This is a genomic window from Desulfovibrio sp. GTC20076, assembly GCF_055385905.1.
The window spans coordinates 1,100,894-1,114,913 of sequence record NZ_AP039366.1; the positions used below are offsets into that span (position 1 = coordinate 1,100,894).

Annotated in this window: 11 protein-coding genes and 1 other RNA gene; 6 read left to right on the plus strand and 6 right to left on the minus strand. The window is 52.3% G+C overall.

What is annotated here, in order from left to right:
* Positions 1–227: 227 nt before the first annotated feature.
* Complete coding sequence (locus ACZ495_RS04830; RefSeq protein ID WP_012624864.1) at positions 228–812, minus strand: hypothetical protein; 585 nt, start codon at positions 810–812, stop codon at positions 228–230.
* Positions 813–1,276: 464 nt separating this feature from the next.
* Here ACZ495_RS04830 and ACZ495_RS04835 point away from each other — a divergent pair, with 464 nt between their 5' ends.
* Complete coding sequence (locus tag ACZ495_RS04835) at positions 1,277–2,359, plus strand: glycosyltransferase family protein (RefSeq protein ID WP_464262740.1); 1,083 nt, start codon at positions 1,277–1,279, stop codon at positions 2,357–2,359.
* Positions 2,360–2,584: 225 nt separating this feature from the next.
* Here the strand turns inward: ACZ495_RS04835 and ACZ495_RS04840 are convergent, their stop codons facing one another.
* Positions 2,585–3,742: a metallophosphoesterase gene (locus ACZ495_RS04840; protein WP_464262741.1), complete on the minus strand. Its 1,158-nt coding sequence runs from the start codon at positions 3,740–3,742 to the stop codon at positions 2,585–2,587.
* A gap of 13 nt (positions 3,743–3,755) precedes the next feature.
* A complete protein-coding gene (dnaE, locus tag ACZ495_RS04845) occupies positions 3,756–7,238 on the minus strand; it encodes a DNA polymerase III subunit alpha (RefSeq protein WP_464262742.1) in 3,483 nt (1,160 codons plus the stop codon).
* A 214-nt stretch (positions 7,239–7,452) separates the two neighbouring features.
* Here dnaE and ACZ495_RS04850 point away from each other — a divergent pair, with 214 nt between their 5' ends.
* The 5 genes from ACZ495_RS04850 to ACZ495_RS04870 all read left to right on the plus strand — a co-directional run bounded on the left by ACZ495_RS04850 (position 7,453) and on the right by ACZ495_RS04870 (position 10,772).
* A complete protein-coding gene (locus tag ACZ495_RS04850) occupies positions 7,453–8,268 on the plus strand; it encodes an HD domain-containing protein (RefSeq protein WP_012624860.1) in 816 nt (271 codons plus the stop codon).
* Positions 8,265–8,849 (plus strand): hypothetical protein, encoded by a 585-nt coding sequence (locus tag ACZ495_RS04855; RefSeq protein WP_012624859.1) that lies wholly within the window; start codon positions 8,265–8,267, stop codon positions 8,847–8,849. The genes ACZ495_RS04850 and ACZ495_RS04855 overlap by 4 nt, the downstream gene beginning before the upstream one ends.
* Positions 8,850–9,068: 219 nt before the next feature.
* Positions 9,069–9,566, plus strand: a complete 498-nt coding sequence (locus ACZ495_RS04860) for a hypothetical protein (protein WP_464262743.1) — start codon at positions 9,069–9,071, stop codon at positions 9,564–9,566.
* A 47-nt stretch (positions 9,567–9,613) separates the two neighbouring features.
* Positions 9,614–9,991, plus strand: a transfer-messenger RNA (tmRNA) gene (gene ssrA, locus ACZ495_RS04865).
* Positions 9,992–10,472: 481 nt separating this feature from the next.
* On the plus strand, positions 10,473–10,772 hold the full coding sequence (locus ACZ495_RS04870) for a hypothetical protein (protein ID WP_407844420.1): 300 nt from the start codon (positions 10,473–10,475) through the stop codon (positions 10,770–10,772).
* A gap of 84 nt (positions 10,773–10,856) precedes the next feature.
* Here ACZ495_RS04870 and ACZ495_RS04875 read toward each other — a convergent pair whose 3' ends face one another.
* The 3 genes from ACZ495_RS04875 to ACZ495_RS04885 all read right to left on the minus strand — a co-directional run bounded on the left by ACZ495_RS04875 (position 10,857) and on the right by ACZ495_RS04885 (position 13,975).
* The gene (locus ACZ495_RS04875; RefSeq protein ID WP_464262744.1) at positions 10,857–11,063 is read right to left on the minus strand and encodes a hypothetical protein; all 207 of its coding nucleotides are present in this window, start codon (positions 11,061–11,063) and stop codon (positions 10,857–10,859) included.
* 36 nt (positions 11,064–11,099) lie between these two features.
* On the minus strand, positions 11,100–11,291 hold the full coding sequence (locus ACZ495_RS04880; protein WP_464262745.1) for an MliC family protein: 192 nt from the start codon (positions 11,289–11,291) through the stop codon (positions 11,100–11,102).
* Between the two features lie 1,088 nt (positions 11,292–12,379).
* A complete protein-coding gene (locus ACZ495_RS04885; RefSeq protein WP_464262746.1) occupies positions 12,380–13,975 on the minus strand; it encodes a DNA repair protein RecN in 1,596 nt (531 codons plus the stop codon).
* Positions 13,976–14,020: the final 45 nt, after the last annotated feature.

Below are 14,020 nucleotides of genomic sequence, written 5' to 3' on the forward strand. Positions count from 1 at the left end.
AGGCATTGTTGTAATTTATAACAGCATTAAAAGATGTTGTGAAGCAGGTATTGCATGTTTTATTTGGTGATATTTTTCACAGTGCATCTGTCTATGGATAGGATCAATCTTGGAAGAGGTTGGTATTCTAGAAGATAGTCAGACGCGGCCGTGTTTTTAGGCTAAACGCGGCCGCAAAGCTGGCGCTGACCAGAAGGAAGGGGTAGGGCAGCCTTCTGCGGGCATCGTCAGGCTTGCGGCCGCAGGCGTGTGCATTCGTCAATCAGGCGTGACAGTGTCTCGTCCTGAGGATTTTCCTTGAGTCCATTGCGCGCATGGCCAATGGCTCGCACGTATTCTCCGGCATCCATCATGGCTTTGGCCATCATGACAAAAACAGCCTGCTCATCCTTGTAATACTTCATGGCTTCGGTAAAACAGGCATCTGCGTCTGAAGGCCGGCCTTCGTCAAGGAATTTTTTTCCATCCTTGATCCAGCGGTCAAGATTAAGTTTGCGTTGGAGGGTGGTCTCATAATCTTCCTGCTCATCATGTGCCTTGAATTTTTTGTACGTCCTGGCAAAAATCTGGAGCAGCTCTTTTTCGTTGCCGGGTTGGTAGGTCACGTTGGGGGGAAGGTGGTCCACAAGGCCGGGGTCAGAGGACAGAGCGTTTACTGTCGTACGGATATCGCCCCGCAGGTCAGAGGGGGCGGTCTGACCGCCCAGTTCCCTCAAGGCCGCAATGGTCAGATAAAGGGCTCGTAACAGGTCGCGTCGCATGCAACTGGCCTTTGCCCGGCCCAGGTCTTCACGTATCTTGCGTATATTCATGATTGCCTCGTTTGGTCAAAAGTAGTGCCCGAATCTTTTAGAGTATTTTCACTTTAGAAATACTCTGGTGGCTGCGATGAGCAAACGCCCGTTGTGGAGGTGCAAGCGCAGTTCATTTGCGCTGTTAAGCGCCGGAATGGGCGTGGTTTACCTTTGAGAGTGTACATTTTAAAGGGTAAGCTGTCATAAAGGCGGCACTGCGGTAAAAAAACTGCCGCCACAGATATGGGCATACCGTAAATGCCTGCCTGATCGTAGGAAATAAAAGACAATGCCGTCAAGAGGTTGCGATATCGTCTTTAGGGTATCACATTGACGGCACGGCTTGCGGCTTGCTAGTATCACAGGGTTGACAAGACGGGCGTGCCACAGGGCCTGAAGCCAGGAAGGTACGCTGGGATTATGGGCCTTCTTGCCGTAATATGATATTTTAAAACAACCTGTCTCAAGGAAAAAGGAAAAATATGGCGCGCGTTCTTTATGGCATTCACGGCACGGGGCACGGCCATGCCATGCGCGGCTTGACCATTGCCCGTCGTCTGGGCAAACACGAGTTCCTGTTTGTGGCCGACGACGATGCCCCAAAAATTCTTGAACCGGAATTTTCCGTGCGCCGCCTGCCCAACCTGGGTACGGTATTCAAAAATTACAAGGTGGACATGGCTGCCACCATTAAAAAAGCCATACCGCTGCTTTGGCACAGAGAGCGGTATATTGAACAGGTTTTACGCCTCATTGACGAATTCAAGCCGGATGTCTGCATGACAGATCTGGAATACTTCGTGCCACGTGCGGCGGAAAAGGCCGGTCTGCCCTGCCTGACACTGGACCATCAGCATATTATCACCTGTTGCAGTCACAACCTGCCCTTCGACATGTGGTGGGACAGTTTTGTGCAGGGGCTGACGCCACGGTATCTTTTTCGTCCCACGATGGAAAATCTTATCATATCCTTTTACGCGCCGCCGGTATTGCCCCAATACAAGGCGCGTGTGGCTCCTCCCATTTTGCGTGACAGCGTGCTGGACCTGAATCCGCGCGATGACGGACATGTGCTTGTGTACCAAAGCAATTCCACACACCATAAACTGGTGGAGTTTTTGCGCGCATCCACCAGAAAGACCTGCTATGTCTTCGGGTATAACCGCATGGAAGGGCAGGAGGGCAATGTCATCTTCATGCGCAAAAGTGAAGAGGGATTTTTACGCCTGCTTGAAGGCTGTTCGTATGTTATCCAGGGCGGTGGCCATACACTTATGGGAGAAGCCCTTTACCTTGGAAAACCCATTTTGACCCTGCCGTTGAAGGCCATGGTGGAACAGCGTTTCAACGCGCTGTATATTGAGCGGCTCGGCTACGGAATGCAGGCTGACATGCTTACCCTTGAGCCAGATCTGCTGCGGCGTTTTGAAGCCAGCCTGCCCGCATACAAACAGGCCATTGCCGCTGGAAAGTTTTGCGGCAACGAAACCGTGTTCGGCCTGGTGGACCACTTTATCAGACATGGTTTTTTACCCGCTGCGGGTGATCCAAAAGTTGAAGAATAAGAAGAGAGTCTGAAAAGGAAAGATACAAGCAACACGTGATGTTTTTGAGACGCATTGCAGAGGATCCCTATATCGGGCAAAGGTAAACAGAATTTCTTTTTTTAGTTGCAGGTATCTTAGAAAAATGCGGGTTAACATATCACGCATGTTGGAATTTGGCATTACGATCATGTGGGGTCATCCTGATGTAGCCCGTTTGATGCAGCAAGCCTGATCCTCTCTCTTTTATTTTCCAGCTTCAACAAAATATACTTTTATTACAAGCACCTCGGGGCGCGCTGTATTCCGCATGGGTGGCCCCCAGGCTCCAGTACCGGCTGATACCAGCGAGTGCAGGTTCTTTTTGCTCAACAGGCCATGAGGGTTTTCATACATGTTTTCCACCACCCAGTGGAAAGGCCAGAGCTGGCCGTAATGAGTATGGCCGGAAATCTCCAGTATGGCCCCTGCTGCACGGGCTTCATCCAACACATGAGGTTGATGATCCAGCACCGCCAGCGGAAGTCTTCTGTATTCAGGCGGCAAATCGGCCAGAACGTCCGGCAGGCTTTTGCGGGGACTGCCGGTAAACGCCAGCTTGCTTCTGTCATCCCTGCCTGCCAAAACAAGCACACCATCAAGAACATGCCACTGGTCGCGTAAGACACGCATTCCACTGCGCTGCAGGATATTCAGACTGTTTTCTACCGGCCCTGATATGTACTCGTGGTTACCGAGTACAGCCCAATGACCAAGGCGCGGTTGCACGCGGGCCAGCGCCGCGGCCATGGCCTCCACGTCCAGCAGGGTATGGTCATCGAGAATATCCCCCAGGTACAGTACGGCATCCGGTTTGTAGGGAGCGAGCAGATCCATGGCGCGAACCAGGCGCGGGGCAGTGATGATACGCCCCAGATGCATGTCGGCCAGTACGCCCAGAGTCAGGGGGGCGTCTTTGTAGGCAGGGGGGATGGCGCCGGCTGTTTCTACTGTAAGATCGTAGTGGCGCACAGTAGGGTAGGCGGCGTTAAGCCAGCTTGCGCAGCCAATGGCAAGAGGCAGTCCCACCACCAGCAGCACCGCGCCCCACCTGGGGGTGCCTGCATCAGGTGGTCCAAGCCACAGGCGACTTGTCAGGCTCCAGACATCCATGAGCAGAACCAGCAAAAAAACATACAAAACCATGCCAAGCCAGAAAGCACCGGCCCGCAGCATCCAGACCTGCACCAGAGAATGGTCGCCAAGCTTGTAGAGCAGGGGAAACGAGGCTCCAAGCGTAACGACAGTCAGGCACAGAAGCGGGCGCAGCCAACCCGTGTGGGGAAGCGCCCGCCACAGCCACCAAATAATCCAGCCATTGACAAGAGCCAGCCCAAGGCCCGTGATCACAAAAAACCTTACCATAAATAAACAGACCTCATGAAGCCCAGGCGGCAAGGGCTTTGTCCAGGTCGGGGCCGGGAGAAACCTTGAGGGCGTTGTCCAGATGCAGGTGGCAGACATGTCCATCAAGGCATATCTGGGCGTGGGTTTCTACAGGACCGGGGTAGCTCTCAAGAATATTGCGCAGAGCCAGCATGTCTTCGCGTCCCATCCGGTGCGGGGGGATCTGTACGCATACCGGCGTATCGTTCAGCCCGCAGCATTCGGCCATCAGCAGCAGGCTCTGGCCCAGGAGCTTGAGTTCACGCGGGGCTTCTTCTCCTTCATCGTCAAGGTCGCGGTTATCGCCCGACTCTTTATCCAGACGGGCAGTCAGGCACAAGGGCTGCTCCGAGTGCAGCAGTTGGCGTATCTCTGCATAGCTGCGAGGAAAAAAAGTAACCTCGGCATGTCCGGTAAGGTCCTCGACAGCTGCAAACGCCATGCGCTCGCCCTTGCTTTTGGTAATAACCTCCCGCACGCTGGTCACAAGCACGGCGCAGCGCACTTCAGCCCCGGGGAACATGTCACGCGCATCTTCAAGCGTTGTAAGACCAAGACGGCGTATTTCGCGCACATAAGGCTGCAAAGGGTGGCTCGTAAGAAAGAAGCCCAGAGCGTCTTTTTCGGCCCGCAACTTGTCTTCATCTGCCATCTCCGGCGTGGCGGCTTCCGCGCAGTCTATGCCGATGCCTGGCTGCGGAGCGCTTTCTGCCACAGGGGCCATGGCGAGCAGGGATACCTGGTTGGAGCTTTTGTCTTTGGCCTTTTTCTGGGCGCGGGCAACTACCAGGTCCAGCGAGGCAAGCATGGCGGCCCGTGCCACGCCGAAGCAGTCGCAGGCTCCGCCTTTTATAAGGGACTCCAGTACGCGCTTGGTGACTTTGCGCAGGTTTACCCGGCAGCACAGATCAAAAAGCGAGGCAAATTCTTCTTCCTGCTGGCGGGCTTCTACAATTTCGCGGATGGCTTCGTCGCCCACATTCTTGATGCCGCCAAGGCCGAAAACAACCTTGCCTTCATGAGCTGTAAACTCGCGCTGGCTACGGTTTACTGAAGGTTGCACCACATCGATGTCCATGTCTTTGCAGCAGGAAACATATTTAAGCAGCTTGTCCTGATTGCCCATTTCAGAGGTAAGCAGGGCAGCCATGAATTCGACCTTGTAGTGAACCTTCAGGTAGGCAGTATAATAGGAAATAAGGGCATAGGCGGCGGAATGTGACTTGTTGAAGCCATATTCTGCAAATTTTTCCATCAAGTCGAATATTTCGTTGGCTTTTTCTTCGCTGATATTATTTTTTTGCGCTCCAGCCACAAAGGTGACGCGCTCCTTGGCCATGGCTTCGGCTTTTTTCTTGCCCATGGCGCGTCGCAACAGGTCAGCCCCGCCAAGTGTATAGCTGGCGATGATCTGGGCGATCTGCATGACCTGTTCCTGATAGACAATAACGCCGTAGGTGTCGCGCAGGCAGTCGGTAAGAGACTCGTGCGGGTAGATGACAGGAACCTGCCCGTGTTTACGTTTGATAAACTCGTCTACCATACCGGAACCAAGGGGGCCGGGCCGATAAAGCGCCAGCATGGCGATGACATCTTCAAAGCAGGTAGGACGGAGCATGCGCAGGTATTGTCGCATGCCAGAACTTTCTACCTGAAACACGCCATCGGTTTCGCCCCGTGCATAAAGCTCATACGTTTCGGCGTCTGTCAGGGAGAGATTGTCGAGGTTCGGCGGGACCTGCCCCTGAAGGCTTATATTATCCAGGGTGTCCTGAATAAGTGTCATGGTTTTGAGGCCCAGAAAGTCAAATTTGACCAGCCCCGCCTTTTCCGTCATGGGGCCGTCAAACTGGGTCACAAGTTCGCCACGTTTACCGAGGTAAAGAGGAAGATATTCCTTCATGGGCTTGTCAGAGACCACAAGTCCGGCGGCGTGGGTGGAGGCATGGCGGGCCAGGCCTTCAAGGCGGCGCGCCGTATCAAGCAGATGCTTGACCTGCTGGTCTTCAAGATACAATTTTTCCAGTTCCGGTTCACTTTCAAGAGCCTTTTTAATGGTCATCTTGAGGTCAGCCGGCACCAGTTTGGCGATACGGTCTGTCTCGGCAAAGCTCATACCCAGAGCGCGCCCAACGTCGCGCACAACGCCTTTGGCTTTCATCGTGCCGAAGGTGGTGATTTGCGCCACAGAACCTTCACCGTAGGTCTCGACCATGTGCTTGATGACATCGCCCCGGCGACGTTCGCAGAAGTCCACGTCGATATCGGGCAGCGACACGCGCTCACTGTTCAAAAAACGTTCGAACAAAAGATTGTAGGGGATGGGGTCAAGATTGGTAATGCGTAAGGCCCAGGCCACCAGCGACCCTGCTGCGGACCCTCGCCCCGGTCCCACGGGAATATCGTTATTTTTTGCCCAGTTGATGAACTCCTGCACGATAAGAAAATAGCTCGGAAAGCCCATTTCCAGGATAACACGCAGTTCGTATTGCAGGCGGTCACGGTAGGCTTGTGGATTCAGCTGATCGCGATCGGGGTGATTTACGAGCCGTTTTTCCAAACCTTCTTCAGCAAGGCGCCGAAATTCGGACTCCATGCTGGCGCCTTCAGGAAGTTGATAGACAGGGAAATAGTGGTTGCCAAAGTCCAGCTCCACATTGCAGACCTCGGCAATGCGCGCGGTATTGGCAAGAGCTTCCGGCACATGGCCGAAAGATTTTTCCATTTCTTCTATCGACTTGTAATAAAGTTCGTGCGTACCGAACTGCATGCGCTTGGGGTCGTCCATGGTGGTCTGCGTTTGTATGCAGAGCAGCACCTCATGCGCCTCGGCGTCATCAGCGTTAAGGTAGTGGCAGTCGTTGGTGGCTACCAGAGGCAGGTTGCATGTTTCAGCCAGATCGATCAGCCCGGCATTGGCTTTTTCCTGCTCTTTAAGTCCGTTTGATTGAAGTTCCAGATAAAAACGGTTCGGATATATGTCGGCGTATTCGTGTGTGAGCTTGCGGGCCAGATCCATGTCATCAGCCAGAATGGCCCGGGGGATTTCACCCGCAATACAGGCAGAAAGGCAGATTAATCCTTCAGAATATTTGCGCAGAAGCCCTTTATCCACTCGCGGCTTGTAATAAAAACCATCAAGAAAGCCGTGGCTCACAAGTTTTACCAGGTTATGATAGCCGGTTTTATTCTGTGCCAGCAATATAAGGTGGTGACGCCTGCGGGCAAGGGGAGAGTCCGTTTTCTTGTCTGTATGGTCGTGGCAAACGTAAACCTCACAACCAAAAATGGGTTTAATACCAAAATCTTTGCAGCCCTGATAAAAATAGGCAGCGCCAAAAAGGTTGCCGTGGTCGGTGATGGCGCAGGCAGGCATGCCAAAATCCTTGGCGCGGGCGCAAAGGTCTTTGATGCGAATGGCCCCGTCAAGCAGGCTGTACTCGGTATGGCAATGCAGGTGAACAAAATCGGACATGGATTCTCCGGAACTGTAAACTGAAGGGATTGAAGACCGTAAATGCGTAGTGCTGGTGGCGCAGCAGGCCTCGGCCGTTTCTTATAGCAAAAGCCGTCCGGCCTCTCAAGCACAAGCCGCCCGGCGGCCCAGGATGGCCTGGCAGAAATGCACAAACAGGGGTTACTGTGGAGCGCACATTGATTTGCACGCTGCACGGGAGTACACGAACGATATGGAATTACAACACAACAGCACGCTCGATATCTTCGATATCAAAGACCACAAAAACTGGTTTATGGCCTATGCCGCTGAGCAATGTGCCAAAGAAGAAGGCAGGCAGCATGGCGATGTTGCCCCGATGCTCCTTAAGTTGCGTCACAGCCACGCAGTGCTTGAAAATGCGGAACGTATTGTGGCTGGAGAAAGATTTTCTCCAGCCCTGGGGCGGGTCTGCCTGCTTGCCGCTCTTTATCATGATATCGGCAGATTTGAACAATACCTGCGCTATCACACTTTTAAGGACAGGCAGTCGTGCGACCACGGAAGCCTGGGCGTACGCATACTCAAGCGTGAGCATCGCCTCATTGACGAAGAACCTGCCACACGTAAAGCAATATTGGCCGCGATAGGACTGCATAATCGCTTTGCGCTGCCGTCTGGCCTGCCAGAGGCCACGGCAGTGGCAGCCCATGTAGTGCGCGATGCAGACAAGCTGGATATTTTACGTGTTATGGACGAGCATCTGTCCGGCCCCGGCCCGTATAATCCCACCGTTGTATTGAGCCTTCCCGACACTCCTGGCCTGTACAGCGAAACCATACTCAAGGCTGTCAGTGAAAACCGCGTGGCGGCTTACGCTGATTTACGCAGTGTCAATGATTTTCGCCTGTTGCTGGGTACATGGTTTTTTGACATGCATTTTACGTCCAGCCGCTATCAATTCGTAGAAGATGGCCATGCACGAAATCTTGTTCAGGGGCTGCCCACTGACGCGGCCTACGATGGAGCACGTCAGGCAATGCTTGAAAAAATCGGCGGCAGATCATGATGCCTTACCAACCTGAGCAAAGCGCACCCTCGCCACCTGCTCTGCAAAAACGCCATGCTCCCGGCCCCGCAATTCTGCTTGCCACAGGGGAAGAAAGCGAACATGCGGAACCGCCCTCTGGAGCATCTGCCCTTACCCCACAGACCTTGGCAGTTTGTCCGCCTTTCCTGTCGGGCAAGCTGCTTGCACGTATGACGCCATGGCCTGTGGACTCCATCAACGCGCCGCTTAATGCCTCGCCGGAAGCGCTTTGGCACATGACAGGCGCTCCGGTTTCCCTTGTACGCATGGCGTATGAACTTTTTTGCCGGCCGCCATCCGCCGCTGAAGACCTGCTACGCCTTGCGTCATCTGCTGCTGACGAGGTCCTGGTTGTTGATTTCAAGTGTGCTGAACGCAATCTGGAGTTGCCTGCCGTGGCATTGGTGAATTTTTTGCCGGACCTGCGGCGCGTCGCCCGGACGGCATTTCTGAAAACAGGGGGATTGGAAGGGCTTGTTTTTCGCACCGGACTGAAAATAGTTGAAAGACGCACTGTCCTTGCAGGAGCGGCTGTTATGTTGCGCTTGCGGACAAACTGACGCTTGTTTTTTGCCCATCAAGGAAAAAATGTCACATCTTCCGTGTACAGTCGTATGTATCTCTTGATTTTTTTTAGACTTTGACGGGAAACGACTTTTTCTGGCATCCATCTTGCTTAATACCCCGCAGTGCAGCCGCATACGGAAAAAAAGACCACAAGCCTACCGGGGGAGCCTGTGACACCAGAAAGCACAAATGATATAAGCAGCATGCTCCATATGCAGTCCGACAGAGCTGCCACAGGCAACGATGAATATTTCGGGACTTCCTTACGTGAGCCTCTGGCACATCTTGATGAGGCAACCCTGCGCATTTTACACGATCTGGAGCGCTCGGGGAGCGGACTTGTTGAAACCCTGGAACTCAGGCTTGAGGCCATGCAGGAAACCTTCATGTTGCATCTCCTGTCTTGCCTGAAAGAGCAGCTTCTTGATTTTGACGAGCGCATACTGCTGTACCTGTCGCATACGGGTGCTCTTGTTGTGGAAAGTAATGAGCAAGATGCTGAAAAACTGTGTCGAATTATTTCTGAGCATCCCTCTTTACAGAAATATTTTCATACAATGGCCAAGATTGCCCTTCTTGCTCATGGGTTATCAGTAGCGTCCCACGCGCAATGCGCATTAAAAACAAGCACTGAAAACGATGATGCCACCGTATTCAGCCGTTACCGGATGTGCCTGAAAGGCTCCCTTTCACATTTCTATGTTCGTTGAGCTTGCCAATCGGCAGTAACCGTCTTATATTATTTTCCCAACTAAATGGGGGCGCACTGGTTTCGACGGGGACGTGGAAGCCGTAGCGGCAGGTCGAGGCGCCGCTGGCCTCGTAAAAAGCGGCACAAAAGTAATTGCCAACAACGATTACGACTACGCTTACGCTGCCTAATAACAGCGAGGCAATGACCGTTTAACGGTCGCGCCGATCAGGGCCATGCCTGATAACCCTGATTGGCGACACTTATCAGGCTGGCGAAAACCGGCTCTCGCCGGGGTTTTTCGCGAGGAGTTTACCGGCGGGATTGCTGCGTTGTGCCTGGTCAGGGGCCAACAGCGCGGTGAAATACATACTTGACCTAAACCTGTAGATGCTTCGTGTGGAATGTTCTCGGACGGGGGTTCGATTCCCCCCGCCTCCACCATCTAACAATTTCAAAAATTCCCGCAAGGTTTTTGGAACCTTGTGGGAATTTACTTTTTTGTTTCGTCTTGTTCCTGTAGAGACATGAGTATATCATAGCCCCGGTGGCGAAGCCTGTCCGCACCGGGAGAGGGATATTTCTGCAAGGAGTTTCAAAATCGTTCAGCAACGGTGAATATCTTGCGGACACGCGTTTATATCTTTTGGATGATGTCGTACATGTTCCGTAAATATCTTTAAAAAAGCCGCCAAAGTATCCGCATATCAGAGTAGCAAGTTGAAAAGTGCGCCGGCATTCACCACCCCACAAAACAACTTTTTCTTCATCAAAAAGCCCCGACCTGACGGAGATTTTCTACGTACAGAAAAGACCAAATCCATCCTCTGGATTTGGTCTTTTTGATTAAGGAAATTCAGTCTTTTGTTTTGCAGCATGCTGCTCTAACAGATGGGACGACATGTGAAGGCACAAGGCCAAGCGCATGAACGCCGGTTTTTCCCAGGAAGCTTATCAAAAGGCTACACGGGTGCGCCTTGGGAGCTTCACATTTCCGTCTTTCAGTCGGGCCGGGCGTGGCGCATGGCCTGCTATTCATGCCCTTGCACTGCGTGGAATGTCAGCGCGGGATGCCTCCTCGCGGTTTTCGCGCAACTTTTCCATACAAAAAAAAGCCAAGAACGTATGTAGAGCCATATTTGTCATGCTGTCCTGGTTGGCAGCAGTACATATTGATTTTGCTGCCGTCTCTTCAACGGTCATGCCGCTTTTTCAGATGTTTTAAAAACAGACGGCTGCTGAAATCAATACGCACTCATTCAAAACAAGTGAAAGCTCTCGTCCGCCGTACAGACTCTGCCTGGCTTTTTTACATCAGCCGGATATTCGCCAAGTTGAGCCTTACCCGCCGCTGTTGGGCATCGCCCGGGCACGAAACGGCGACTATATCGCAGACCACAATGTCCGCAGTCAGACCGCGCGGAATAATTCCAATATTTCCACGCTGTTTTTCTACAACATGAACGCATTCGCCGAACTCAATTGCGGCATACAGGGTGTTTTTTAACGGTTCCATCACAGCCTCCCTGTGACACGACTTCAAGCTTGCAGCTCATTTGGCCGTGCACTCGTAGATCGGTTCCATTGTCCTGTTCTCAAAGGGCTTGCTTACGGTAAGCTCGTTTCCTTTGAACCAGGCTTCAAGGGCAAACTCATCTGAGTACCTGCTGCCAGACGCCGAAGGCATGAGGGGAAGAGAGTATTCCACACCATCCGGCATGACGACTTTGGCGAACATCAGCATGCGGTCGCTTGTGGAAAAAAACTGAACAGAGATGCTTTTGCCGTCTGCGCATGAGTATGTCTCAGAGTGATTTCTTTCCACATAAATTCCGCCGCAGTATCTCTGAAAGGCGAAATGCAGCCCAACGGCAATGATCACAACGATAATTAGCGTAAAAACAGATCGCAAAACAGAACCCTCACGAATCCTTTTTTGTAATCAGCACAAGCACCATGGTAACCAGCGCTGTTGCAAACAGTTTTTTCAGAATCAACATATTTACCTCTGCCTGCTCGTCACGTTACTCAATCAGCGTAAACAAGGATAGTTTTCCTGTTTTCATCAATGTCTGCCTGAAGTTTGATAACTTTTTGTCCGTTGTGGGGATTTACGGATGTATTTTTTGCGTTCAAGGGCCACGCAATATTCATTTTTCAGTATAGCAACACTATATCGAGATACGAGACGTAACACGGGATCATACTTTACGCTTTACGTCGGCCTTCTCCAACGACAGTACTGCTTGGGGGCACGATTTCATGCTGTGACTACCCATCTTGGGGATATAATTTGGCATACAAAAGAGCTTTTGTCTTCTGGAAGATGCACCAAAAAAATCATGACCACATCAATCAGAATTGTATAACATTTTAGAAAAGATATATTTTTCGCTTTTTATTGAACATTTTTTAATATCCACGGATCTGGAAGTCTGATCAAGACACTTCCCAGAATCAGGCTGCCAGCCTTTTTTATCCATTATCTACACTGACAGATCATCATTTTTAGTAACTATTGGATTCCTCATAAAGCATGTGTATATGAAGAAAGCTGGCAGCTTCACGGGGGCGCTGATCAAAGACATGAATAGGGCAGAGCTTTTTTAAACACCAGAAAAAGAAAGCGACTTGATGCAAGCACGGGCAAGCAATTAGCTATTGATGGCCGGCATATGAATTGTCTGGCAAATGGTGTGCGCTGAGAAATGGAGGATGGCGGCTGCCTTTACGCTGCTCTCAACGCATACATACTTAGCGGCATGACTCCACGAACGTGAAGACCTGCCTGTTTTTCCAGGGTATCTGTGCCGGGTGGTCGAAACTGTTCCGTCAGATTTCCAGGCTGTGCGCCACGGCTTCTCCCTGTGCGCCGCCCCCGGCCATGCGTGCCAGCTCTGCATGCCGGGCCTGTTTGTCCAGCGGTCTGCAAAGGGTAAAGGTAGCATTATCCCGCACGGTTTTGCTGATCTGAAAATGTTTGCGCGCTCGGGCCGCCAGCTGGGGCCAGTGCGTGATAAGCAGCATTTGCCTGCTTGCAGCGAGCGCATACAGCTTTTCAGCCAGCTTGTTGAGGGTAAGCCCTCCCACCCCGGCATCCACTTCGTCAAAGATAAAAATCGCGTTTTCACCATCCTGCCGTACGCTGGCCAGTGCCAGTAAAAAGCGGGAAAGTTCGCCTCCGGATGCAATCTTGTCCAGAGGTTGGGGAGGTTGCCCAGGGTTTGGCGCCCACAGGATGCGCCCGCGCTCATCCATAACGCCGGGCCAGATTTCCTGCTTTTCAAAATGGGGGATCACTTGCACCTGTTCAGAAAAACCAAGTTGCCGCAATTCTTCTTCCAGGGCCGAAGCCAGGGCCAAAGCCGCCTTGCGACGAATGGGAATGATCGTCTCCACCAAAGCGGTGAGTTCCTGAACCAGAGCCTCTTCTTCCCGCCCAAGGCGGGCCAGATCTAAAGCGCAAACATCAAGAAATGAAAGATTTTCTGTTATTTCATCCCGCAAGGAAAGGATTTCCGGCAGCGTCCGGTGCAGCTTGCGCTTAAGTTGAGCCAAAGCGAAAAGCCTTTCCTCAACCTGATCCATATCGGGCATGTCTTCCATTTGAGGTGGGCGGCGCAAGCGCCCACCCAGATGGGATAATTGCTGGCGCAGGGCAGTGACAGCATCAGCATCAGGCTTGAGCGATTCGTCCTCTTTGGCCATGCGGGTCAGCACTTTTTCAAAATTACCCAGCAGATCCAGCAATCCTTCAGTTTCATTTCCGTGCAAAAGCGATAGAGCCTGCTCATAGTTTTCGCGCACGCTTTCAAGTGAACGCGCCTGGGCGCGCACCTCCTCCAACTGTTCCTCTTCACCATCTTCCGGCTCGACCTTGTCAATTTCCTGTTGTTGCATCTCGAGCAGTTCGCGTTTTTCGGCAAGCCCGGCCTGCCGTTCAAGCAACGCTTTGCGCTGTGCTGCAGCTTCAGTCAGGCGGGAGAGCAGGGCGTCACGCTTGGCCAGAAGCTCTGGCTGCTCAAGACCGCTCTCGAGCAGGCGCGCCTGGACCGCAGGCTGCAAAAGTTTTTGCTGCGCGTGCTGGCTTGTGTGGGCCACAAGGCGCGGGCGCAGATCACGCAAGCTATCCTGGGAGCGGAGTTCATCGTTAATATAAAGGCGGCTGCGGCCGGTTTCAGCCAACAGTTCGCGTCGCAGCACAATATCGTCATCCTTCAAGGTGAAAAGGGCCTCTACCTGAGCACGCTCCGCTCCCCCACGCACCATATCTGCTGACAGTTTATCGCCCAGCAGAAAGCCCAGAGCCTTAAGGATAAAGCTCTTGCCGGCCCCGGTTTCACCGGTGAGAACGTTCATGCCCGGCTCGAACTCCAGCTCCATATCTTCAATAAGAGCAAGATTGCGAATGCGAAGGTATTCCAACATGTTGTTTGCGTCCGCACAGTATGTTTTTAAAGTTTTACTTTAAAT

Excerpts from the sequence above, each read along its gene's own strand:
- ACZ495_RS04830 (WP_012624864.1), bottom strand. The coding sequence starts at position 812 with ATGAATATACGCAAGATACGTGAAGACCTGGGCCGGGCAAAGGCCAGT.
- ACZ495_RS04835 (WP_464262740.1), top strand. The coding sequence starts at position 1,277 with ATGGCGCGCGTTCTTTATGGCATTCACGGCACGGGGCACGGCCATGCC.
- ACZ495_RS04840 (WP_464262741.1), bottom strand. The coding sequence starts at position 3,742 with ATGGTAAGGTTTTTTGTGATCACGGGCCTTGGGCTGGCTCTTGTCAAT.
- dnaE (WP_464262742.1), bottom strand. The coding sequence starts at position 7,238 with ATGTCCGATTTTGTTCACCTGCATTGCCATACCGAGTACAGCCTGCTT.
- ACZ495_RS04850 (WP_012624860.1), top strand. The coding sequence starts at position 7,453 with ATGGAATTACAACACAACAGCACGCTCGATATCTTCGATATCAAAGAC.
- ACZ495_RS04855 (WP_012624859.1), top strand. The coding sequence starts at position 8,265 with ATGATGCCTTACCAACCTGAGCAAAGCGCACCCTCGCCACCTGCTCTG.
- ACZ495_RS04860 (WP_464262743.1), top strand. The coding sequence starts at position 9,069 with ATGCAGTCCGACAGAGCTGCCACAGGCAACGATGAATATTTCGGGACT.
- ACZ495_RS04870 (WP_407844420.1), top strand. The coding sequence starts at position 10,473 with ATGAACGCCGGTTTTTCCCAGGAAGCTTATCAAAAGGCTACACGGGTG.
- ACZ495_RS04875 (WP_464262744.1), bottom strand. The coding sequence starts at position 11,063 with ATGGAACCGTTAAAAAACACCCTGTATGCCGCAATTGAGTTCGGCGAA.
- ACZ495_RS04880 (WP_464262745.1), bottom strand. The coding sequence starts at position 11,291 with ATGCTGATGTTCGCCAAAGTCGTCATGCCGGATGGTGTGGAATACTCT.
- ACZ495_RS04885 (WP_464262746.1), bottom strand. The coding sequence starts at position 13,975 with ATGTTGGAATACCTTCGCATTCGCAATCTTGCTCTTATTGAAGATATG.